The sequence below is a fragment of the Janthinobacterium sp. GL_088 genome, from assembly GCF_057837845.1.
Genome location: NZ_CM174453.1, coordinates 5,848,867 through 5,872,518 on the forward strand (window position 1 = coordinate 5,848,867; position 23,652 = coordinate 5,872,518).

18 protein-coding genes are annotated in these 23,652 nt (G+C 63.0%); 5 read left to right on the forward strand and 13 right to left on the reverse strand.

The window, feature by feature from the left end; all coding sequences use genetic code 11:
• Nucleotides 1–81 precede the first annotated feature (81 nt).
• Genes accC through AC3IQ7_RS26150 form a run of 4 tightly spaced genes read left to right on the forward strand, consistent with a single transcriptional unit; the run spans nt 82 to nt 4,653 of the window.
• Nucleotides 82–1,497, forward strand: a complete 1,416-nt coding sequence (gene accC, locus AC3IQ7_RS26135) for an acetyl-CoA carboxylase biotin carboxylase subunit (RefSeq protein ID WP_034746622.1) — start codon at nt 82–84, stop codon at nt 1,495–1,497.
• Entirely contained in the window at nt 1,494–2,438 is a 945-nt protein-coding gene (gene prmA / locus AC3IQ7_RS26140) for a 50S ribosomal protein L11 methyltransferase (RefSeq protein WP_099376536.1), read from the forward strand. Before accC ends, prmA begins: the two co-directional genes overlap by 4 nt.
• A gap of 8 nt (nt 2,439–2,446) precedes the next feature.
• A complete protein-coding gene (locus AC3IQ7_RS26145) occupies nt 2,447–3,703 on the forward strand; it encodes a DUF3426 domain-containing protein (RefSeq protein ID WP_489207718.1) in 1,257 nt (418 codons plus the stop codon).
• Between the two features lie 11 nt (nt 3,704–3,714).
• Nucleotides 3,715–4,653: a carbohydrate kinase family protein gene (locus AC3IQ7_RS26150; protein ID WP_489207719.1), complete on the forward strand. Its 939-nt coding sequence runs from the start codon at nt 3,715–3,717 to the stop codon at nt 4,651–4,653.
• Between the two features lie 49 nt (nt 4,654–4,702).
• On the opposite strand, the gene AC3IQ7_RS26155 is transcribed toward AC3IQ7_RS26150, so the two are convergent.
• Nucleotides 4,703–5,236, reverse strand: a complete 534-nt coding sequence (locus AC3IQ7_RS26155) for a YggT family protein (RefSeq protein WP_233515999.1) — start codon at nt 5,234–5,236, stop codon at nt 4,703–4,705.
• A gap of 318 nt (nt 5,237–5,554) precedes the next feature.
• Here AC3IQ7_RS26155 and AC3IQ7_RS26160 point away from each other — a divergent pair, with 318 nt between their 5' ends.
• Nucleotides 5,555–6,628 carry a hypothetical protein gene (locus tag AC3IQ7_RS26160; RefSeq protein WP_489207720.1) on the forward strand — a complete coding sequence of 358 codons (1,074 nt, stop codon included), beginning with the start codon at nt 5,555–5,557 and terminating at the stop codon, nt 6,626–6,628.
• Nucleotides 6,629–7,347: 719 nt separating this feature from the next.
• Here the strand turns inward: AC3IQ7_RS26160 and AC3IQ7_RS26165 are convergent.
• The 12 genes from AC3IQ7_RS26165 to AC3IQ7_RS26220 all read right to left on the reverse strand — a co-directional run bounded on the left by AC3IQ7_RS26165 (nt 7,348) and on the right by AC3IQ7_RS26220 (nt 23,562).
• Nucleotides 7,348–8,499 carry a ribonucleotide-diphosphate reductase subunit beta gene (locus AC3IQ7_RS26165; protein WP_034746600.1) on the reverse strand — a complete coding sequence of 384 codons (1,152 nt, stop codon included), beginning with the start codon at nt 8,497–8,499 and terminating at the stop codon, nt 7,348–7,350.
• A 118-nt stretch (nt 8,500–8,617) separates the two neighbouring features.
• A complete protein-coding gene (locus AC3IQ7_RS26170) occupies nt 8,618–11,569 on the reverse strand; it encodes a ribonucleoside-diphosphate reductase subunit alpha (protein WP_099376531.1) in 2,952 nt (983 codons plus the stop codon).
• A 391-nt stretch (nt 11,570–11,960) separates the two neighbouring features.
• Nucleotides 11,961–12,572, reverse strand: coding sequence for a 1,6-anhydro-N-acetylmuramyl-L-alanine amidase AmpD (gene ampD / locus AC3IQ7_RS26175; protein WP_489207722.1), 612 nt, complete (start codon nt 12,570–12,572; stop codon nt 11,961–11,963).
• The gene (locus tag AC3IQ7_RS26180; RefSeq protein ID WP_489207723.1) at nt 12,550–13,623 is read right to left on the reverse strand and encodes a sigma 54-interacting transcriptional regulator; all 1,074 of its coding nucleotides are present in this window, start codon (nt 13,621–13,623) and stop codon (nt 12,550–12,552) included. The genes ampD and AC3IQ7_RS26180 overlap by 23 nt, the downstream gene beginning before the upstream one ends.
• A 118-nt stretch (nt 13,624–13,741) precedes the next feature.
• Nucleotides 13,742–14,002 carry a PP0621 family protein gene (locus AC3IQ7_RS26185; RefSeq protein ID WP_099376528.1) on the reverse strand — a complete coding sequence of 87 codons (261 nt, stop codon included), beginning with the start codon at nt 14,000–14,002 and terminating at the stop codon, nt 13,742–13,744.
• On the reverse strand, nt 13,999–14,802 hold the full coding sequence (locus AC3IQ7_RS26190; RefSeq protein WP_322426128.1) for a cytochrome C assembly family protein: 804 nt from the start codon (nt 14,800–14,802) through the stop codon (nt 13,999–14,001). The genes AC3IQ7_RS26185 and AC3IQ7_RS26190 overlap by 4 nt, the downstream gene beginning before the upstream one ends.
• 233 nt (nt 14,803–15,035) lie before the next feature.
• Nucleotides 15,036–15,965 (reverse strand): ABC transporter substrate-binding protein, encoded by a 930-nt coding sequence (locus tag AC3IQ7_RS26195; protein WP_099376700.1) that lies wholly within the window; start codon nt 15,963–15,965, stop codon nt 15,036–15,038.
• 186 nt (nt 15,966–16,151) lie between these two features.
• Entirely contained in the window at nt 16,152–18,671 is a 2,520-nt protein-coding gene (locus AC3IQ7_RS26200) for a TonB-dependent siderophore receptor (protein WP_489207724.1), read from the reverse strand.
• Nucleotides 18,672–18,751: 80 nt separating this feature from the next.
• Complete coding sequence (locus tag AC3IQ7_RS26205; protein WP_489207725.1) at nt 18,752–19,708, reverse strand: FecR domain-containing protein; 957 nt, start codon at nt 19,706–19,708, stop codon at nt 18,752–18,754.
• A 1-nt stretch (nt 19,709) separates the two neighbouring features.
• A complete protein-coding gene (locus AC3IQ7_RS26210; RefSeq protein WP_489207726.1) occupies nt 19,710–20,240 on the reverse strand; it encodes a sigma-70 family RNA polymerase sigma factor in 531 nt (176 codons plus the stop codon).
• A 134-nt stretch (nt 20,241–20,374) separates the two neighbouring features.
• Entirely contained in the window at nt 20,375–22,369 is a 1,995-nt protein-coding gene (locus AC3IQ7_RS26215; RefSeq protein ID WP_489210528.1) for a MacB family efflux pump subunit, read from the reverse strand.
• 5 nt (nt 22,370–22,374) lie between these two features.
• The gene (locus AC3IQ7_RS26220; protein WP_489207727.1) at nt 22,375–23,562 is read right to left on the reverse strand and encodes an efflux RND transporter periplasmic adaptor subunit; all 1,188 of its coding nucleotides are present in this window, start codon (nt 23,560–23,562) and stop codon (nt 22,375–22,377) included.
• Between the last annotated feature and the right edge of the window lie 90 nt (nt 23,563–23,652).

Here is a 23,652-nt window from a genome sequence, read left to right on the forward strand (position 1 = left end):
CAACGGCCGTTTGCAGTTTTAGCCCCTCACACTTGTTGTTTCGCCGGCTCGCCGGCTCTCACAGACATACGCGAACCTACCATGTTTGAAAAAATCCTGATTGCCAACCGTGGTGAAATTGCCCTCCGTATTCAGCGCGCCTGCCGCGAAATGGGCATTAAAACGGTTGTAGTCCACTCCGAAGCCGACAAGGACGCAAAATACGTCAAGCTGGCCGACGAATCCGTTTGTATTGGCCCGGCACAGTCGTCCCTGAGCTACCTGAACATGCCCGCCATCATCAGCGCCGCTGAAGTGACGGATGCGCAAGCGATTCACCCAGGCTATGGCTTCCTGTCGGAAAATGCCGACTTTGCCGAACGCGTCGAGAAATCGGGCTTCGTCTTCATCGGCCCCCGCTCCGAATCGATCCGTTTGATGGGCGACAAAGTGTCGGCCAAGCAAACCATGATCAAGGCTGGCGTACCGTGCGTCCCCGGCTCGGAAGGCGCGTTGCCGGACGATCCGAAAGCGATCGTGCAAATTGCCCGCAAGATCGGCTACCCGGTCATCATCAAGGCCGCCGGTGGCGGTGGCGGACGTGGCATGCGCGTGGTGCACACGGAAGCGGCCCTGATCAACGCCGTGGCGATGACCAAGACGGAAGCCGGCACGGCTTTCGGCAACCCTGAAGTGTATATGGAGAAGTACCTGGAAAATCCGCGCCACGTGGAAATCCAGATCCTCGCCGACGAACACAAGAACGCCGTCTGGCTTGGCGAGCGCGACTGCTCCATGCAGCGCCGCCACCAGAAAGTGATCGAAGAAGCACCAGCGCCGGGCATCCCGCGCAAACTGATCGAGAAAATTGGCGACCGTTGCGCCGAAGCTTGCCGCAAGATCGGCTATCGCGGCGCCGGCACGTTTGAATTCCTGTACGAAAACGGTGAGTTCTATTTCATTGAAATGAATACCCGCGTGCAAGTGGAACATCCCGTCACCGAGATGATCACCGGCATCGACATCGTGCAAGAGCAGATCCGCATCGCCGCCGGCGAAAAACTGCGTTTCCGCCAGCGCGACGTCTTGCTGTCGGGCCACGCCATCGAGTGCCGCATCAACGCCGAAGATCCATTCAAGTTCACGCCATCGCCAGGCAAGATCGTGTCGTGGCATGCACCGGGCGGCCCTGGCATCCGCGTCGACTCGCACGCTTACGCCGGCTACTACGTGCCGCCGCACTACGACTCGATGATCGGCAAAGTGATCGCTTACGGCGCCACGCGCGAGCAAGCGATCCGCCGCATGCAGATCGCCCTGTCCGAAATGGTGGTCGAAGGCATCAACACGAATATCGCCCTGCACCGCGAACTGATGATCGACGCGCGCTTCATCGAAGGCGGCACCAACATTCACTATCTGGAACAGAAACTGGCCGACATGCCGGACCTGGGCAAGAACCTGAATGGCGGCAGCCCCAGCATCGCCAAGAAATCCGAAATCAAGGCGGGCGCATGAGCTGGACGGAAATCGTCATCGAAATCGCCCGTGACAACGCCGAGGCCATGTCCGACGCGTTGATGGAAGCGGGCGCCCTGTCGGTGTCGGTGGAAGACGCCGATGAAGGCACGGATGCCGAGCAGCCCCTGTTTGGCGAGCCCGGCATGGAACCGAAGGAAGCGGCATGGGAACGCAGCCGCGTGGTGGCGCTGACGGACGTCGACGCCGACCAAGCCGCCATCGTGGCCGCCGCCGCCCAAGCGGTCGGCATGGCGGAAGTTCCCGCCTTTACCATGCGCCCCGTGGAAGAGCAGGACTGGGTGCGCCTGACCCAGTCGCAATTCGCGCCGATTCACATCGGCAAGAATATCTGGGTCGTACCCAGCTGGCACGAGGCACCGGATCCTGACGGCCTGATCCTGGAGCTGGACCCAGGCCTGGCCTTCGGCACGGGCAGCCACCCGACCACGCGTTTGTGCATGGAATGGCTGGAAGCGAACCCCGCTCCAGGCAAGACCGTGCTCGACTACGGTTGCGGCTCCGGCATCCTGGCCATGGTGGCCAAGAAACTCGGTGCGCAAACGGTGGCCGGCGTCGACATCGACCCGCAGGCGATCGAATCGGCGCGCGATAATGCCGAACGCAACCAGTGCGACATCGAATATTTCTTGCCAGACACGTTTGCCACCTCGGCACACGCCACGGCCAAGTTTGACATCGTCGTCGCCAACATCCTGTCGAGCCCATTGAAGCTGATGGCGCCGATGCTGTCGGGCCGTGTCGCCGACGGCGGCGCCCTGATCCTGTCCGGCGTGCTGGCACGCCAGGCGGAAGAAGTGGCCGCTGCCTATGCACCATTCATCCAGCTGGGTGTGTGGGCCGAGCAAGACGGCTGGGTGGCCCTGCATGGCCGCCTAGGCACCACGCAAGCGCCTGCGCCCCGCGCGGAAGGTGCATAAGCACAGCAATGGCCCTCGCCACCAAATGCCCCCATTGCAACACGATATTTCGGGTTGCTGCTGACCAGTTGAAGTTACGTGGGGGCATCGTGCGCTGTGGCACGTGCAGGGAAGTGTTTGACGGCAATGCCGCGCTGGTCGATCCAGCCGCAGCATCGCCGTTTTTAACCTCCGCCCCCGGCATTGCCGCCCCGCTGCCGACCGATTACCCGCTTGACGCCAGCCTGCCGTCCGCCACGGACGACGAACCCATCTATTCCCTCGACTTCGACACCTCGTTCGACCCGTTCGGCATCCTGCCGGAAACGGCGCAGCTCAAGGACGACGCAGACGATGGCGAACACATCGAGCTGGACCTCGACGTGGCCCTGCCCGACGAGGCGCCGGCCGCCGCACCACTCGACATACCGCTCGACATACCTGAACCTGAAGCAACACCGGTAGAAGCACCGGCAGCACTGCCCGAACCACCGTTACCCCGGCCGATGGCGCCCTTCAAGCGCCGCCAGGTCGATGAGGCGCCCGCCTTCGCCACGTATTTGCGCGACAGCCGCCGCGAACCGAATCTGGAAGCTGGCGCCGCACCGGTGATGCCTGCGGCCGAAAAGATCAGTCTGGACAAGCCCGTGCCCGCGCGCCAGGAACCCACGCTGGCCGACCATTCCTTCACGCCGTTGCCCGCCGCTCCCGTTGCGCCGGAGGCGGCAGAGCAGCAGCAAGACCCCGTCCAGCCGCCAGCCGACGACGAACCGGCCTTTGTGACCCTGGGCCGGCGCCGCGAACAGAGCGGCAAGGCCTTGCGCGTCGCCATGGCCCTCGGCTCGACAGTACTGCTTTTGCTGCTATTCCTGCAAGTAATGACCACCTTCCGCAATCCGCTGGCGGCGCAATTTCCGCAGTGGAAGCCAACCCTGGTCGCGCTGTGCAAGCTCAGTGGCTGCCAGGTCGACTTGCCGGCACAGATCGAGGCGCTGGCCATCGAGCAAGGCGAGTTGCAGACCTTGAAGGACCAAACCTTCTCGTACGTCTCGCTGCTGCGCAACCAGGGCCGCAGCGTGCAAGCCTGGCCCAGCATCGAACTGATACTCAACGACGCCAACGACAAGCCGGTCTTGCGCCGCGTGATCGCGCCGCGCGACTACCTGCCGGCCACGATCGACGTGAGTGCGGGGTTTGCGCCGCGCTCGGAACAAACCATCAAACTGTATTTTGCATTAGACCAGCTCACGGCGTCTGGCTACCATATCGCCATCTTTTACCCTTAACAGACACTATCATGACCAAAACATCGCTGATCTGCGGCTCGCTTGCCACCGACACCATCATGCAATTCCCTGGCCGCTTCGGCGAATCCCTGCTGGCCGACCAGTTGCACAAGGTGAACGTCTCCTTCCTCGTGCCCACCATGCGCACGGAGTTCGGCGGCTGCTCGGGCAACATCGCCTACAGCCTGAAAATGCTGGGCGGCGAACCGCGCATCGTCGGCGTCATGGGGCAAGATAGCGCCGCCTACCTGGAGCGCCTGCAAAAGCTGGGCATTTCCACCGCCAACATCCTGATCAAGGCCGACAGCTACAACGCGCAGTGCTTCGTCACGGCCGACGCGGACAATAACCAGATCAATGCCTTCCACCCGGGCGCCATGGCGTTTGCGCATGAAAACCCGATCGCCAATGCGGGCCCGGCCAAGGTCGCCATCATTTCGCCCGATGGCGACCAGGGCATGCTCAAGCACGCCGCCGACCTGGCCGAGCTGGGCATCCCCTTCATGTTCGACCCAGGCCAACAGTTGCCACGTTTCAACGGCGAACAGTTGATCGACTTCATCAACAAAGCCACGTATGTGTCGGCCAACGATTATGAAATGGAAATGTTGATGGAACGCACGGGATTGACCCTGCCGGACATCGCCAGCCGCCTGGAAGCGCTGATCGTCACGCGCGGCGAAAAAGGATCGGAAATCTATACGGACGGCAAGCGCATCGACATTCCTGTCGTGACCGCCAAAGAAGTGCTGGACCCGACCGGTTGCGGCGACGCCTACCGTGCCGGCTTGCTGTTCGGCATCACCAACGACCTGGGCTGGGAAACCAGCGGCCGCCTGGCCAGCCTGCTGGGCGCCATCAAGATCGCCACCCAGGGCGCGCAAAACCATGTGTTTACGCCAGAGAGCATCGCCGACCAGTTTGAAGCGGCGTTTGGTTACCGCTATTAATATGTAACCCGGTCGGCTTGCACCCAAGCGCCAAGCCGACCTTCTCGCTTTACCTCAGTACAATAATCATCCCCACCAGCACTTGCGCAATCTGCAGCAAGATCAAAGCCACCAGCAAAGACAGGTCCAGGCTGCCGACCAGCGGCACCACCTTGCGTATCGGACGCAGCAGCGGCTCGTTCAGGGCCCGTACAAACGGCGCCAGCGGCGCATGCGGGTTGACCCAGCTGAAGATGGCTTCGATGATCAGCAAGGCCATGAAACCGTAGAGTATCCATTGCAGGAAGCGTTGCAGCGACTTGAGCAGCACCACTTCGACGGGATGGCCGGCAATAAACAGCACCGAGCTGGCCAGCAGAACGATCAGGAAGGCGCCGATCAGGCTGGCCCAGTCATACCCGCCCACGCCCGGCACCACGCGTCGCAGGGGGCGCACCAGCCAGTCGGACAATTGAAACGTGAATTGCGCCACCGACGAGGGCGGCCGCACGCGCACCGCCTGCATCCAGAAGCGCAGCAGCAACACGCCGCCCAGCAAGGTAGCGATGGTATCAACGATCAATGTAAGGATAACGATCAGCACGACTAATTCTCCAAAAAAAAACCGCTGTGTGATTGAGTCACACAGCGGCGTGTTGCCTCATCCAGGCACCCGTATCGCAGGAATTACGATGGGCGGGTGCTGGTTGGGAATGGCCAGGCTGCAGCCGGTGCCAACACGGTTTTTGCTACAGGTGCGATAGGCGCCGACGGCTTGGCGACAGGAGCTGCCTTCTTCGGTGCGGCCTTTTTAGGCGCGGCCTTCTTGGCGGCTGGCTTGGCTGCCACGACGGCTGGTGCCGCTGGAGCTGCTGCCGGCGCTGCTGCTGGTGCGGCTGCCACAACTGGCGCTGCGGCTGGCTTGGCGGCAGGTTTCGCTGCTGCTTTCGCTGCCGGCTTCGCTGCTACCTTGGTAGCTGGCTTGGCTGCAACTTTTGCAGCCGGCTTCGCTGCTACTTTGGCCGCTGGCTTGGCTGCAGGTTTTGCTGCGACCTTGGCGGCAGGTTTCGCTGCTGCTTTCGCTGCTGGCTTCGCTGCTACCTTGGCCGCTGGCTTGGCTGCCGCTTTTGCTGCCGGCTTCGCTGCTACCTTGACCGCTGGCTTGGCTGCCGCTTTTGCTGCCGGCTTCGCTGCTGCCTTGGCCGCTGGCTTGGCTGCCGCTTTTGCTGCTGGCTTCGCTGCTACCTTGGCGGCAGCCTTAGTTGCTGGCTTGGCTGCTGGCTTGGCGGCTGGCTTCGCTGCAGCTTTTGCTGCTGGCTTGGCGACGACTTTTTTCGCTGCTGGCTTGGCAGCTGCTTTGGCGGCCGGTTTCGCTGCGGCTTTTTTCACTGCTGGCTTGGCTGCAGCTTTTGCTGCTGGCTTAGCTGCTGGCTTGGCTGCTGCTTTGGCGGCCGGCTTGGCTGCTGGTTTTGCTGCGGCTTTTTTTGCTGCTGGCTTGACTGCTGCCTTGGCGGCCGGTTTCGCTGCTGCCTTGGCTGCAGGTTTCGCTGCGGCTTTTTTCACTGCTGGCTTGGCTACAGCTTTTGCTGCTGGCTTCGCTGCTGCTTTGGCGGCTGGTTTTGCTGCGGCTTTTGCTGCTGGCTTGGCTGCCGGTTTGGCTGCGGCTTTTTTCGCGACAGGCTTGGCTGCTGCCTTGGCTGCAGGTTTCGCTGCAGCTTTTTTCACTGCCGGCTTGGCTGCCGGTTTTGCTGCTGCCTTGGCCGCTGGTTTCGCTGCGGCTTTCGCTACTGGCTTGGCAGCCACTTTTGCTGCAGGCTTGACTGCGGCTTTGGCGGCTGGTTTTGCGGCTGGTTTCGCTGCGGCTTTGGCAGCTGGTTTAGCGGCAACCGTCTTTGCTGCGGCTGCCGGCTTCTTCGCGGCAGGAGCAGCCTTGGCGGCTGGTTTCTTTACTTCTGATTTCTTAGCGGCTGTTGCCATTTGTCTCTCCTTCATCTGAGATGAGAAATTTAAGCTACAAGATTTAAACCCGTCCGACCCACCACAGGGATAGGCCAGGCGAATTATTCATCGGCACAAACGGTCGTTTGCGCTAATGAATTCGGCACCAGCTGAACTGCTGCAACTCCTCACGTTTGCAGCACTTCAGCCATCGTCGGTGCCACCCTGCTTTATCTCGCAGCTGGTGGCAAAGTCTGAATTCGGTCATTCGTTTTCGATGCCGTGCGTTTTTTCGCTCCTCGCATCGCGCTCGCCACAACACCCATGCGTCAAATAAAAAACCGCCATGCCTGAAAAAATTCGGGCACGGCGGCAGACGAAAACGGTGTGGTTTTGTGCATATCCGTGTAAATCTGTATCCCTGTTTTGCGAGGTTTTTTCGCTACCGCGCTGGTTAAAAAACCCCGCATTCTAACGCTCGCATTTGCAATCTCATAAAGTACACGAAAACCTTGTCAATGCGCAACCGGCACGACACGTTTTCGCCCGCTTTTTTGCACGTTACGCGTGCTATCGCACAATCGCGTGGCAAATGCCGCCGCCAGCGTCTCCGGAAATGATTTTTTGAGCCCGCGATGCGGCCAGTTGCGGCAGCCGAAAATCCTGGCGCAAGCCGCGTCGCATGGCCCGATGATGGACGCATTTTGCCGCCGCCATGCACGCGAAAAAAAAGCGCCGTCACGATGACGGCGCTTTTTGGCGTTGACTGAAAAAGGCTTATTCCCAGTTCAGCGCACCACCTGTCTGGTACTCGGTCACGCGCGTCTCGAAGAAGTTACGCTCCTTCTTCATGTCGATCATTTCGCTCATCCACGGGAATGGATTTTCTTCCTGGGCGAACAGCGGCTCGATGCCGATCTGCTGCGCGCGGCGGTTGGCGATGAAGCGCAGGTAACCCTTGAACATCGGCGCGTTCAAACCCAGCACGCCGCGCGGCATGGTGTCTTCCGCGTATGCGTATTCCAGTTCCACGGCCTGCATGAACAACACTTTAATCTCTTCGCGGAATTCGGCCGTCCACAGCTGCGGGTTTTCCATCTTGATCGTGTTGATCAAGTCGATGCCGAAGTTGCAGTGCATCGATTCGTCGCGCAGGATGTACTGGTACTGCTCGGCAGCGCCCATCATCTTGTTCTGGCGGCCCAGCGCCAGGATCTGCGTGAAGCCCACGTAGAAGAACAGGCCTTCCATCAGGCAGGCAAAGACGATCAGGGATTTCAACAGCTTCTGGTCGTTTTCCACCGTGCCGGTGACGAACGCAGGGTCGGTCAGGGTGTTGATGAACGGGATCAGGAATTCATCCTTGTCGCGGATCGACTTGACTTCGTTGTAGGCGTTGAAGATCTCGCCTTCGTCCAGGCCCAGCGATTCGACGATGTACTGGTAGGCGTGCGTGTGGATCGCTTCCTCGAACGCCTGGCGCAGCAGGTACTGGCGGCACTCGGGCGCCGTGATGTGGCGGTAGGTGCCCAGCACGATGTTATTGGCGGCCAGCGAGTCGGCCGTCACGAAGAAGCCCAGGTTGCGCTTGACCAGGCGACGCTCGTCGTCCGTCAGGCCGTTCGGGTTCTTCCACAGCTCGATGTCTCGCTGCATGTTCACTTCCTGCGGCATCCAGTGGTTGGCGCAGCCGGCCAGGTATTTGTCCCAGGCCCATTTGTACTTGAACGGCACCAGCTGGTTGACGTCCGTCTTGCCGTTGATGATGCGCTTGTCGTCGGCATTCACGCGGCGCGCCACTTGCTCGGCGTTCGCTTCGGACGGCTCGGCACCTGCCGGCAGGTTCAATTCGGTATTACCCAGTGGCGCTTGCTGCGCCGGACGCGGCACAGCTGCCGACGTGGTTTCATCATCCCATGACAACGACATATTCTTCTTCCTTTCCATGCCGGCGAGCCGGCGATCCGCAACAGGCCCGTTGTATCGGACAATGCGGACATTGACAACATTGAATCAGCCCGACCGTGCCGGGCTGACAACTAAAATCTTACTGGCAGGCTTCGCACTCTTCAAAGCCGTCATCACCCGGACGCAGGTAGCAAGCTTCGCCATCGGCGTCGTCCGCTGCCGCTGCCACTACCGGCGCCACGGCCACCGCTGCTGCCGCCACGACGGCTGCCTGGGCGCTTTGCGCGCTGGCCGACATGCCGCCGTCGACTGCCACGGCGTTCAGGGCGCCCGTCTTGGAGGTCGATTTCTCCATGTGGGTAGCGGCGATGGTACGCAGGTAGTAGGTGGTTTTCAGGCCACGCAGCCATGCCAGCTTGTAGGTCTCGTCCAGTTTCTTGCCCGAGGCGCCAGCCATGTAGATGTTCAGCGACTGGGCCTGGTCGATCCACTTCTGGCGACGCGAAGCCGCTTCCACCAGCCAGCTTGGCGACACTTCGAAGGCGGTGGCGTAGATATCGCGCAGGTCTTGCGGGATGCGGTCGATCTTCACCAGCGAGCCGTCGAAGTACTTCAGGTCGGAGATCATGACTTCATCCCACAGGTCGCGTGCCTTCAGGTCGCGCACCAGGTAGCCGTTGATCTCGGTGAATTCGCCCGACAGGTTCGATTTCACGTACAGGTTCTGGAACGTCGGCTCGATACAGGCCGAGACGCCGATGATGTTCGAAATCGTCGCCGTCGGGGCGATCGCCACGCAGTTCGAGTTGCGCATGCCGAACTTGGCGATGCGTTCGCGCACCGGGGTCCAGTCCATGGCCGACGAGGAATCGACTTCCAGGTAGCCGCCGCGCTCTTCGGCCAGCAGTTTCACCGAGTCCTGTGGCAGGATGCCACGGTCCCACAGCGAACCGGCGTACGATTCATAGCGGCCGCGTTCTTCGGCCAGTTCCGTCGACGCCAGGTAGGCGTAGTAGCAGACGGCTTCCATCGAGGTGTCGGCAAACGACACGGCGGCGTCCGAGGCGAACGGGATGCGCATCATGTGCAGGCAGTCCTGGAAGCCCATCACGCCCATGCCGACCGGACGGTGGCGCATGTTCGAATTGCGCGCCTTCTCGACGGCGTAGTAATTGATGTCGATGACGTTGTCGAGCATGCGCATGGCGGTGCGCACGGTCTTGGCCAGCTTGACGTGATCGAGCTTGCCTTCCTTCATGTGCGCCGGCATGTTGACGGAGCCGAGGTTGCAGACGGCGATTTCGTCAGGTCCCGTGTTCAGCGTGATTTCCGTGCACAGGTTCGAGCTGTGGACGACGCCGACGTGCGACTGCGGGCTGCGGATGTTGCAAGGATCCTTGAACGTGATCCATGGGTGGCCCGTTTCAAACAGCATCGACAGCATCTTGCGCCACAGGTCCAGCGCGGCGATCTTCTTGAAGACGCGGATTTCGCCGGCGGCAGCCTTGGCTTCGTAGCCCAGGTAAGCCTGTTCGAAGGCCTTGCCGACCTTGTCGTGCAGGTCTGGCGTGTCCGACGGCGAGAACAGGGTCCAATCGCCTTTTTCCATGACGCGCTTCATGAACATGTCGGGAATCCAGTTCGCCGTGTTCATGTCGTGCGTGCGGCGGCGGTCGTCGCCCGTGTTCTTGCGCAGGTCGAGGAATTCCTCGATATCCATGTGCCAGGTTTCCAGGTAGGCGCAGACGGCGCCCTTGCGCTTGCCGCCCTGGTTGACCGCCACGGCCGTGTCATTGACTACTTTCAGGAACGGCACCACGCCTTGCGACTTGCCGTTGGTACCCTTGATGTGGGCGCCCAGGGCGCGCACTGGCGTCCAGTCGTTACCCAGGCCGCCGGCGAACTTGGCCAGCAGCGCGTTGTCCTTGATGGCGTCGTAGATGCCTTCCAGGTCATCCGAGACGGTGCTCAGGTAGCACGACGACAGCTGCGAACGCAGGGTGCCCGAGTTGAACAGGGTCGGGGTCGAGCTCATGAAGTCGAACGAGGACAGCAGGCTGTAGAACTCGATGGCGCGCGCTTCGCGGTCCGCTTCGTTCAGCGCCAGGCCCATGGCCACGCGCATGTAGAACGCCTGCGGCATTTCGATGCGCACGTCCTGGATGTGCAGGAAGTAGCGGTCATACAGGGTTTGCAGGCCGATGTAGCCGAACTGCAAGTCGCGGTCGGCGACGATGGCTTTTGCCAGACGCTCCAGGTCGAAACTGGCGAGTACCGGGTTCAGCAGCTCGGCGGCGATGCCCTTGGCGATGTATTGCGGGAAATACGTCAGGTATTCGGCGGCAGCGGCCGCTTGCGGCACTTCCTTGCCGAACACTTCCTTGCGCACCGTGTGCAGCAGGATGCGGGCCGTGACCTGGCTGTAGGCCGGGTCTTTTTCCATCAGCGCGCGCGCCGCCAGGATGGCCGACTTGTGCAGCTCTTCGACAGGCACGCCGTCGTACAGGTTTTTCACGGTTTCAGCGAGGATGGCGTCGGCATCGACGTGCTTTTCCAGGCCGGCACAGGCGGCGTTGATCAGGTCGCGCACTTCCTGCATGTCCAGCAGGCGGCGCACGCCGTTATCCAGCACGTTCAATTGTGGTGCGGAAACTTGCGCGGAAGCGCCCTGCGCTTCCTTCTGCAGGCGGCGCTCTTCCATGTGCTTGGCGCGGTACAGCACGTAGGCACGCGCCACGTCGTGCTCACCCGAACGCATCAGCGACAGTTCCACCTGGTCTTGCACGTCTTCGATATGGAAGGTGCCGCCGCCCGGATGGCGGCGCACCAGCGCGGCGACCACGCCGTCGGTCAGTTGTTCCACCAGTTCGCGGATGCGTGCCGAGGCTGCGCCCTGGCCGCCGTTAACGGCCAAAAACGCCTTGGTCATGGCGATGGCGATCTTCGAAGGCTCAAATGCCACCACCGCGCCGTTGCGGCGGATGATGCGATAGTCGCCCAATGCCGCGCCCGTGCTCGCTACGCTGTTGGCCGCGCCTGGCGCTGGCGATACTGGCGTTGGATGGATGGAAATATCTTGTGGTGATTGCATTGAAGCTCCCGTTGTCAGCTAAAGTCAGCCTGCAGTTTTGCTGCCGCGTGTGTTGTTGAATAGAACGCCCGATGGTCAGGGTTTCTTCAGGTATTTGTTGCTAAATAGTAAATTTATAATGCATAAAACAGGTCAGTATCCATCTCGCCACACCGCACTGCCCGGCTGGCGCAAAACACGATCAAGGGTGATAAACCGCCAGTTCCAGTGCTTTATCAGCAATCCGGGTAGCTTTGACAATAATTCTGAAAACGTCTGTGATGGCACTACATATAGTCTTTACATCCAACTTCTGCACTAATTGTAGTGCCCATCGGAGGGGGATGCAATAGTTTTCCGGCATCCGCGGGCGTAATTTTTTGTATTTTCATATACGATTTCGGTTGACTTTTCAGGGCATGGATGGAAAGCCCAATCCCCGCGAAGTAAGCGCTAACGCAGCTTGCCCGCGCAAGGTTTCCAGCCAGCACTCTTGGTAAAAATACCAGTCGAAAAACGGCCCCGGATCCGTCTTCCTTCCCGGCGCGATATGCTCGTGGCCGCGCACCTGGGACAGACCGTAGCGCGCCACCAGTGCCGCCGTCAGCGCCGCCAGCACATGATATTGCCGCCGCTGGAAGGGCACATCGTCCGCGCCTTCCATTTCGATACCGATGGAATAGCCATTGCACTGCGGGCGTCCCTCGAAGGTGGACGCGCCCGCATGCCAGGCACGTTGATCAGTAGAAACATATTGCAACAGCGCACCATCGCGCCGCACAAAAAAGTGCGCCGACACCTGCAAGCCACGCAGGTCGGCGAAAGAAGGATCGGCATTATAATCTACCCGGCCCGTAAACAAGTCCGACACATGCGGTCCGCCAAAGTGGCCACCCGGCAAACTGATGTTATGGATCACCAGCAAATCGACATGCACCCCGTCCGGGCGCGCATCGTGGTACGGCGAGTCATAGCGCAACGCGCCGTCGCACCAGCCGTCTTCATCTATCATCCATGCGCTCATCAAATAGGGCTTCCTGTATCGTCAATTTCTGCATGCGGTAACGCAACTGGCGCACGCTCAGGCCCAGCTGGCGCGCCGCCCGCGCACGGTGGTAGCGCGCCTGCACCAGCGCCAGCACGATCATGTCGCGCTCGGCCTGGCGCAAATACATGTCCAGCGGCAGGACCTTGGCCACGCCATGCGCCGCCGTGCCGGGCAGGCACAGTTGCCGTTCCGGCAAATCCGGCAATGCCGCTGCCGCGCGCAAGGGCATGCTGCCCGCCGCGGAGGGCAAGGCCAGCCCGTCGAGCGCGATCACGCCGCCGTCGGCAAAGGCCAGCGCCCGCTCCAGCACGTTTTCCAGTTCGCGCACATTACCGGGAAACGCGTACGCGGCCAGGGCCGCCAGCACCGGTGGCGCCAGGCTCACGGTCCGGTGCGGCGACAGGCGCGCGAGGATCACCTCACATAATACCTGCAGATCGCCGCGCCGCTCGCGCAGCGGCGGCAGCGCCAGCTCGATCACATGCAGGCGGTAAAACAGGTCCTGGCGAAACGTGCCGGCGGCCACGCCGCGCGCCAGGCCATGCTGGCTGGCGCACAGGATGCGCACGTCGACGGCCTCGTCCCTGCTGCCGCCCAGCTTGCGCACGCGGCGCTCTTGCAGCACGCGCAACAGTTTTACCTGCATGGTCAGCGGCAGGTCATCGACTTCGTCGAGCAGCAGGCTGCCGCCATGGGCCGCCTGGAACAAGCCCTGGCGTTCGTGCAGCGCGCCCGTATAGGCGCCCGGGCGGCAGCCGAAGAATTCCGCTTCCATCAGCGCTTCGGGAATGGCACCGCAGTTGACGGCGATAAACGGGAAGCTGGCGCGCGCGCCCTGCGCATGGATGGCGCGCGCCGCCAGTTCCTTGCCCGTGCCCGATTCGCCGCGGATGGCCACCGGCGCGCCACAGCGGGCGATGCGGCCGATCTGCGCGCGCAGCGCCTGCATGGGCAGCGAGTTGCCGCTCAATTGTGGCGCCGGCGGCATGCTGGCAGCGGTATGCGGACTGGGGTTGGGACGGGACATGAGGCGCGCCTTTCTGCAATGGCGGCGGCGAACCGCCTGTTGCAGATGCTACGCCGGACGGATGCCGGAGGACGTTACGATACGGATGAGCAACGCGCGCGAACCTGCGGGCCCGCCCTTACACCGTGGCGTGCGCGTGGCTGCAGTAGTCGTGGCCCTTGGCCTGCACGTTTTCCGAGGCCGGGTAGTACACGCCGCAATGGGCGCAGCACAGCATCAGCTCGGCATCCGGCAATTCCTGCGGCCGCACCGGTGGCGTAAACGGATTCGGCCGCTGTTGCTGTTGCGCACGGGCCCGTTGCTGCATGCCACGAATCTTGCTGCGGATAGCAAACAGCACCAGAAACACCAGCGCCAGCCAGAATAAAACACGTGTCATGCGAATCCTCGGTGTAAAACCACTTCCAGTACAAAACGGCTGCCGACATAGGCCAGCAACAAGGTGGCGAAACCGGCCAGGGTAAAGCTCAGGGCCGTCTTGCCGCGCCAGCCGCGGAAGCGGCGCCCTGCCAGCAGCGAGGCAAACAGCAGCCACGACAGCATGGTAAACACGGATTTGTGATCCCAGTTGAGCGCCTTGCCAAATAATTGCTCGGAAAACACGATGCCCGACAGCACAGTCAGGCTGAGCAAAATAAAACCCAGACCGATCATGCGGAACAGCAGCTTTTCCATCGTCAGCAGGGCTGGCAACTGGTCCAGCGCCGTGCCGATGAAGCCACGGCTTTCGCTGCGCGTATGCAGACGCGATTCCTGCAGCGCCATCAGCACGGCGTGAAAGGCGGCAATCGTCAAAGTGCTGTAGGCGAGCACGGCGACGGCGATATGCCAGCCGAAGACGGCTGACTTGCCTTCCATGTTGACCTGGCTGCCAGGAAAGGCCCAGGCCAGGCCGATGGCGAGGACGGCGCTGGGCATGACCATGCGGCGCAGTCCGTCCAGGCTGAAGTTGCGGTTCTCTATCCAGTAGGCGCCCACCGAGACCCACAGCGCGGCCGACAGCATGGCGGAAAAACCGAAGCGCAAAGTGCCCGGCGCCATCAGGTCGAACCACAGGGTGGCGGCGTGCGCCAGCCAGGCGACGCCGGTCAGGCCGGCAATGAGCCGGGCACGAGACGAGGGAAGCACCGCGCACACCGCGTACAACAGGGCGGCGATGAAAAAGAAATAGATCTGCATAGTTTAAGTTTACACCATAGCCGACAAGCGCGATTCAGGCGACAGCCCGGTGACAGGCACGACGCCGCCAACCAATGCCGCAAGCCTGCCATGATATCGCGCCTGAGGCATGACGGGGTGGCGCACCCTCAAGATTTCGGCAATCTTTCGCACCGCCTGCTTATATATATTAGTATGCCGCAAAAAAATGATGGCCCGCTTAAGCGGGCCATCGGGTATTGCCAATATCCGGCTTACTTCACGTTCAGGCTCTTTTTCGCCTGTTCCAGCAAGTCCGTCTTGACCCAGTCCTTGGCCACAGGCGGCTTCGTCATGCGGCCCACGCCCGTTTTCACCATCACGTCCGTGGTGATCTGGATATGCTCGGGCGAGATGTCATACGAATACGGCGAATTGCTGATCGCGTCGTCGAAGTCATCCTTCGTGATCTGGCCGCGGAACACCACTTCGCGCACGTACTTTTCCGCCGTCGCCTTGTTGTCGATAAAGGTCTTGGTGGCTTCGACGAAGCAGCGCATGAATTTTTCCGCCACGGGACGGCGTTCCTTGTAGAACTTTTCCGTCATCACCATGGTGCGCACGGGCTCGCCGATCGGCGTGTCGTACGGTTTGATGACTTCACTGCCGAAACCCTTGTTGATGGCCTGCGACGATTGCGGCTCCGACTGCATCATGGCGTCGATATTCTTGCCCATCAGCGCCTGGTTCAAGTCGGCGTAGGCCAGGAACACCAGCTGCACATCCTTGCCCTTGGTTTCGGAATACGTCAGGCCCGCCTGCGACAGCTCGGCCAAGAGCAACACTTCCTGGATGCCGCCGCGCGTCACGCCCACGCGCTTGCCCTTGAGTTCCTTGACGCTGGCGATCTTTTGCCCGGCGCCCGCAACCAGGCGCGCGCCGCCCTTGGCAAAACCGGCCACCACATAGATCGGCGCACCGCCGGCGCGGCCGGAAATGGCCGCTTCCGACGCCGTCGCCCCCACGTCCAGCTCGCCCGCGATAATCGCCTGCATCACGTCGAGGCCCTTGGCGAAGATATGCTCTTCGACCTTGATGCCGCACTTGGGCGCGATTTCCTTGATGTACGACACGGCGCCGTAATGGGCGAATTTCAGATTGCCCAGGCGTACGACTTCCTGCGCCTGCGCCTGCACGGCGCCCATGCCGAAGGCCAGCACGAGGGCGGCTGCGATACCGGTCTTCAAAGTTGATTTTTTCTGCATCGGGTTCTCCTGTGGTGGTTGGTGTGTGCCCGCAAGGGCACGCGAAACACTGCTTTTATTATCAGGAGATAGTACCGCGTGTTGGAGCCAGGGCAACATTTTTTTGCCCTAGCCAGCCCATCCTGCTTAAAACGTGGCGCGCAGGGTCAGGCTCGCATTGCGTGGCGCGCCATACCAGTTGCCGCCCCCCGTGTAGCCCGTCTTTTCATAGTAGCGCTTGTCGAAGACGTTATTGACGTTCAGGGCCAGCGACCAGCGGGGATCGATGCGGTACTGCGCCAGAGCGCTCCAGACGGCATAGCCGCCCTGCGTAAACTGGAAGTCCTGCTCGCCGCCATCGCGCGTGACCACCGTGCCGCTCGTGTAGTTGGCGCTCTGGATGGCGACATTGCCGCCCACCTTCCAGGCCGACCAGGCGCCAGGCAAGGTGTACGCCGTCGACAGCTTGAACAGATGCTTGGGCGTGATGCTGCTGAAAGGCAAGCCCGTGCTGTTATTCTTGCTGTGGTTAAAGGTATAGCCGGCGGCGGCCTGCAAGCCGGGCAAGAGTTCGCCGCCCACTTCCATATCCACGCCGCGGCTGGTCACCTTGCCCTGCGGCAAATAGCAGCAATTGCCAGCATACAGGTCGGTTTCTTCCGGATAGCCAGGGTCCAGCACGGCCTCGCCACTGCGTTCGACATGGAACAGGCTGAAGGTGGCATTCAGGCGGCCCTCAAGCAATTCGCCCTTGAGGCCGCCTTCATAGCTCTTGCCCGTGATGGGCTTGAGCGAGGTGCCCGGCACTGGCCCCGCCTTGTACAGCGCCTGCGGCTTGAAGATGGCGGAATAGCTGGCATACGCCGACCACTGTGGATTGAGGTCGTAAATGATGCCGCCATACGGCGTCAGCTTGGTCGGCTCGCTGAAGCGGCTGTCCGAATCGGGCGACCAGCTTCCCGTGTCGCCGTCCAGGGATGCCACGTATTGCTTGAACTTGTAGCGGGCCAGGCGCGCGCCCAGCACCACGTGTAGCTGGTCGCTGGGATGCAGGCGCACGGTGCCGTAAGCGCCATATTGTTCCTGCTCCCATGGATGGAAACGGTACCAGACAGGGCCATTATCGCCACCCGTCCAGGGCGTGGCATCGGGATCGAAGGGATTGGCCGGGGTAGTGCCGGCCCCCGTCTGCCGGGCCGAATCCCAGTAGCTCGTGACCTTCTGCCGGTCTGCCCCCAGCAGCAACTCATGCGTGCGTCCCAGCAGCCCGAAATTGCCCGTCAGGTTCAGGTCCAGCACATTCTGGTGATTCCAGGCATTGTTGCGCGTGCCGGCCCACACGACGCCATCACTGCCGCCAGGTTCCACGGCGCCAGTGGTAAACGTGCCGCGCCCCTTGGAGCTCTGCTCGACATGGCTGGCATTGATTTTCAGCTTCCAGCCAGCGGCAAAACGGTGTTCGAGCTGGGCAAACAGTTCCGTGACCTCGTTGTCAACATAACCCCAGGGCTGGCTCAGGTTGGTCGAGCGCGGCAACTGCACATCGGCGCCGTCCGCATAGCGGGGCAAGCCGGAACCACTGCCAGTCGTATCACGCTTGGCCTGCGAAGCGCCCACGGTCAACAGCGATCCCGCGGGCAGATCCGCTTCCAGCACGCCGTACACGAGCGCCTTTTCCGTGCGGAAGTGGCGCATGAAGGAGCCATCATTTTCATACATGGCCACCACCCTGCCGCGCAGCCGGCCGTCATACGCGAGCGGCCCGGTGGCGTCGATGTCGGCGCGATAATTGCTCCAGCTGCCCGCCGACAAGGCAGCCGTCAGTTGCCGGTGCTCGAGCGGCTTCTTGCGCGCCAGGTTGATGATGCCGCCCGGATCACCGGCACCGGCCAGCAGGCCGGACGCGCCGCGCATCACCTCGACCCTGTCATACATCGCCATATCCTGGATTGCCGTCGCGGTATAGCTGCCGATATTGAAGGGGGCGCCGCCATCGATCTGCATGCTGTCGATCTGGAAGCCGCGCGAATAGAAATTGTAGGCGTGGCCGTTCACGCGCTTGGAGGTGATGCCCGGCGTCAGCGCCATGGCGCCGCCGATATCCTTGACGTCCTGGTCATCGAGCTGCTGGCGCGTCACCACGGACACCGACTGGGGAATTTCGCGGAACGACTGGTCGCCCTTGGAAGCGATGCTGGTGACGCGGCTCGTGTAGGAACCCGTGCCTTCCGTGCTGCCATCGCTGGAGCGGCGCGCGCGCACGCGGATCGCGGCCAGGGTTTGCTCGCCGGCGGCGCTGGCGGTGGTAGCCGCAGCAGCGGCTGCAGGTGTCGCGGGCGCAACTTTTTGCAAAGTATAGCTGCCGTCGCTGCGGCCGGTGATTTCCAGGCCGCTGCCGGCCAGCAGGCGCGCAAGCGCTGCGCGCGGGGTATAGCTGCCGCTCAGCGCGGGACTGTTCAACCCCGCCGTCAGGGCCGGATCGAAGGACAGGGCGATGCCCGCTTCGACGGCCACGGTGGACAGGTTGCGGCCCAAAGGACCGGCCGGCAGTTCGATGCTGCGCGCGACGGGCGCGTCGAGCGACGCCGCATGGGCGGGTGCCGCCATGGCCAGCATGGCAAGGTGGACGGAGAGAAAAACGATGGAACGGAAGGGAGCTGCGGGCATGACGTTTCCTTTACATGGCAATGGGATCTTCTTCCCCTTGCCAGCCCGGCGCGAAAAAAGTGTCAGGTTTTGAAAACTATTTATTCAGGCGCATCCAGGGTGACCCAATAGCCGCCAAGGCGCGTGCGCGCCGCCACGGGATAGGTCGACACCAGCATCACCAGCGCCGCATCCGTATCCGTGATGGGAAACGCCCCCGAGACGCGCACATTGGCCACGCGGGGATCGCAGCGCACGATGCCGGGCCGGTAGCGGCCCAGTTCCAGCGCAAAATCGTGCAGGCGCATGGCGTCGGCCAGCAGCATGCCGCGCTGCCACGCCAGCTCTCCGGCGTCCAGCGCTCGCGGTTCGCCGATAGCCGCCGCTGTGAAGGCCACCTGCGAACCCGCCGCAATGATGTGCTGCGCACCGCTGTGCGCCAGCACGCGCACGCGGCTTTCCCGCACGGCCAGCGCCGTCCGGCCCTCCTCCTGGCGCACGGAAAATACCGTGCCCAGCGCTTCGAGCCGGCCTTCGGCCGTGGCGACGAAAAACGCACGGCCTTGTGGATCGGGCGACGTCTGCACGGCGATTTCACCGCGCCGCAGGGTCAGCAGACGCTGCGCGCCATCGAATTGCACGTCCAGGGTGGTGGCCGTATTGAGGCTGATGCGGCTGCCATCGGCCAGCACGATGTTGCGCCGCTCGCCCGTCGCCGTCCGGTAATCGTGGCGCCAGCCCTGCTGCTCCATCAGCAGCCAGGCGCCGGGCACCACGGCCAGCAGGGCCGCCAGTTTCAGCAGCGCGGCGCGGCGCGCCGAGGTTCGCGATGCGCGGGACCGGTCCAGCGCCGGCATGGCCAACTCCGGCGGCAGGCCACCCAGCTTGCCCAGCAGCGCTTCGGCACGCTGCCAGGCGCGCGCATGTTCCGGGTCGCTTGCGCGCCAGCGTTCGCATTCGCGCCGCTGCTGCGCGCTGGCCGCGCCCGAGTGCAGTTGCATCAGCCAGTCAGCCGCCTGCTCGAGCACGCGCGGATCGATGGGGACACGGGTCCCCAAGCTAGTCGCCATCGAGCCGCAGGCACGCCAGGAACGCCTGCTTCATATAGCGCTTCACGCTGGCCAGCGACACGTCCAGCCGTACGGCAATGGCGTCATACGTCAGCCCTTCCAGCTGCGACAGCAGAAAGGCGCGCCGCACCACGGCCGGCAGGGAGTCGAGCATGGCGTCGACCTGGTGCAGGGTTTCCAGGATCAGCAATTGCTCTTCGCATGAAGGCGCTTGCGCTTCGGGCAGCAGGGCGATGGCGTCAAGATAGGCGCGTTCGAGCGCCTGGCGCTGGTACCAGTTGATCAGGATGCCGCGCGCCACCGTCGTCAGGTAGGCGCGCGGCTGGCTGATGGCGCCGAGGTCGCGCCGCGCCAGGATGCGGATGAAGGTGTCGTGCGCCAGGTCGGCCGCGTCGGCGGCATTGCCCAGCTTGTAGCGCAACCAGCCATGCAGCCAGCCGTGGTGCTGCTGGTACAGCGCCTGGGCGGCATGCGTGGGAGAAGAGTGGTCTTGCTGTAGGGCGAAGTCGGCGGCCGACATGGGCATCCTTTCCTGTCAGGCGCCTGGCACCAATGCAAATAAGAATTATTCTCATTTTAGCCGAAACAACAACGCCGGCGCAATGCCTGGCCGCGATGGCAGGCATTGCGCCGGCGTTTTTACAACAGCCGGCCTTACTGGCCAGCCAGCGCCACGACGGGGTCGAGGCCCGACGCCTTGCGCGCCGGCATGAAGCCAAACACCAGCCCCGTCACCACGGCGCAGGCAAACGCGCCGGCGATGGCGCTCAGGGAAAAGATCACCGGCACGTCCCATACCAGCAGCAAGCCGGCCACCGTCACGCCGACCACGATGCCGGCCACGCCGCCCACCACCGACACCAGCACGGCTTCGGTGAGGAACTGGCGCAGGATGTCGCGCCGGCGCGCGCCCGTCGCCATGCGGATGCCGATTTCGCGCGTGCGCTCGCGCACCGTCATCAGCATCACGTTCATGACGCCGATACCGCCCACCACCAGCGAGACGGCGGCGATCAGGCTGAGCATCATGGTCATGTTGTCCTGCGTCTTGGCTTCGGCGGCGATCGACGCGGCCGCGTTGCTGATGCCGTAGTCGCGGATGCGATGGCGCTCGAACATGGTGGCGTCGACCGCCGCCTCCACCTCCGTCACGCGCTTGACGTCGGCCACCGCCATGACGGTGTACGTCGGCTCGCGCTGACCGAAGACACGAATGCCGGCCGTGGAAAACGGCAGCAGCAGCACGTCGTCTTCATCCTTCTCGCCCGTCAGTGCACCCTTCGCGCTCATCACGCCGATCACCTGGAACGGCACATTGCCGATCAGGATGCTCTGCCCCACGGGATTGGGCACGTCGGGCATCAGCTTTTCCGCCAGGTGCGCACCCAGTACGGCCACGGTGGCCATCTCGCGCTCGTCTTCCTCGGTAAAGAAGCCGCCCTTGGCCACGGGCCAGGTCTGGATCTGCGGCAAGGCCGGCCCCGTGCCGCGCACATAGGTCTGCACGTCGAGGTTGCCATGGCGGATCACCTTGTTGCCCGTGACATTCGGCAGCACGTGGGTAATGCCCGGCACGTCTTTCAGTGCATCGAGATCGGCCAGGGTGATGCTGCGCCCCGGGATGCGCGAACTTTCGCCGCGCGACGCCATGTACAGCAGATTCGAGCCGAAGGCGCCCAGTTGCGCCATCACTTGCTGGCGCGTGCCCAGGCCGATGGCCAGCATGACGATGACCGAGGCGACGCCGATGACGATGCCGAGCAAGGTCAAGCCCGTGCGGAAGCGGTTGATCCACAGCACGCGCCAGGCGGCGCGCGCCGCGTCGAGCAATTCCGTGCCCAGCGACGCACCTGTATCGTGCGCGGCGCGCGCCATGTCCAGCGGCGGCAAGGCCGTCGACGTGGCGGGAATGGCGATGGCGCCCGAGTCTGCGATGATTTCACCATCGCTGATCTCGATCACGCGGCGCGCCTGGGCCGCCACCTTGCGATCATGCGTGATCAGGATGATGGTGTGGCCCGCGTCGGCCAGTTCGCCCAACAGGGCCATGACTTCGGCGCCGCTGCTGCTGTCGAGCGCCCCCGTCGGTTCATCGGCGAGGATGATGCGCCCGCCGTTCATCAGCGCGCGCGCGATCGACACGCGCTGCTGCTGCCCGCCGGACAACTGGTTCGGCCGGTGATCGAGCCGCTCGCCCAGGCCCAGGCGCTTGAGCAGCGCTTCCGAACGGGCGTGGCGGGCGGCCGCCGGCATGCCCGCATACAAGGCCGGCACTTCCACGTTTTCGCGCGCCGATTCGGTGGCGATCAGGTGATACCCCTGGAAGACGAAGCCGAACGCTTCGCGCCGCAGCCACGCCAGTTCATCGGGATTCAGGCTGGCCACATCCTGGCCGGCGAAGCGGTAAATGCCGTCGCTGGGCCGGTCAAGACAGCCAAGCAAATGCATCAGGGTCGACTTGCCGGAACCGGAGGCGCCGACGATGGCGACGAATTCGCCGGCGCCAATCGACAGGGTCAGGCCGCGCAGCACTTCCACGGCCGGCGCGCCGTCATGGCCGCCGTAGCGCTTGCGGATGCCGGCAAGCTCAATCAATGGCGCCGCCTGCTCCGGCTGCCCGGGTTGCCCCAGCGACGCGGCCTCACTCATCGCGCTCACAGCTGGAACCTGCTGCTGCCGTTGCCGGCCGGCTGCTCGCCCGTGACCAGCAACTCGCCTTCGCGCAAGCCTTGCAGCACTTCCGCGCTGAGGCGGTTGCGCACGCCTACGGTGACGGCGCGCGTATCGACCTTGCCGTCCGCATCCATCACGCGGGCCGTGAACTGCCCCGGCTTGGCGCCTTCTTCCGTCGAGGGTTTCAGGGCCGGCAAGGGCACGGCCAGCACATTGTTCGCCGCGGCCGTGACAAACACCACTTGCGCCGTCATCTGCGGCATCAGTTCACCATCGGCGTTATCCACGTCGAACAACACGGTATATAAAATCACCTTGCTGGTCGACGGCGCCAGGGCCGTGCCGGCGGCAGCACCACCGGGCACCGGCGGGGCCGGCAGCACTTGCCGCACCTTGCCGCTCCAGCGCCGCTGGTCGCCGCCCAGGGTGGTGAAGTACACGGGCATGTCCGGGCGCACGCGGCGCACGTCCGCTTCCGATACTTCCGTCCATACCGTCATGGCCGACAGATCGGCGATGCGCAGGATGTTCGGCGTTTGGTACGTGGCGTTCAGGGTTTGTCCTTCCTTCGCGTCCAGGCCCACCACCTTGCCGGCCATCGGCGCGTAGATGCGCGTATAGCCGAGGCGCGCCTCGTCCGCCTTCAGGCTGGCCTGGGTCTGGTCGATCTGCGCCTTCAGGTGGTCGATCTTGGCGCCGGCCGAGGCCAGCGTGGCTTCGGCCGTTTCCAGGTCAGCCAAGGGCGTAGAGTCGAACTTGGCCATCTGCTTCTGGCGGCCATGCTGCTGGCCGGCCAGGCGGTGCTGCGCCTGCTGGTCGGCCAGCTGCGCACGCAAGCCCGCCAGCGCGGCGCGACCCGCATCGACCGTGGCTTGCTGCACGCTGGGGTCGATCTCGGCCAGCAACTGGCCTTTTTCCACGGCGCTGCCGGGCTGCACGTGCAGGCGCGTGATCTGGCCCGACACTTGCGCGCCCACGTCGACATAGGTTTGCGGCTGCAAGGTGCCGATGGCCGTGACGCTCGCTTCGATATTGCCGCGCTTGACGGGCGCCGTGTCGAATACGGTGGCCGGGCCGCGCGTGGCCCACAGGGCGCCGGCGCCAAACAGCGCCAGCAAGACCACGCCGCCCAGGATGCGGGCGCGGCGGGAAGGCAGACGGGCCGCCATCAGGCAACCACTTTCAATACATTCAAAACATCAATCGGTGTCGCCAGGCGTGAAAAGTACATCGGTCTATCCTTGAAAATGGCGGTGAAC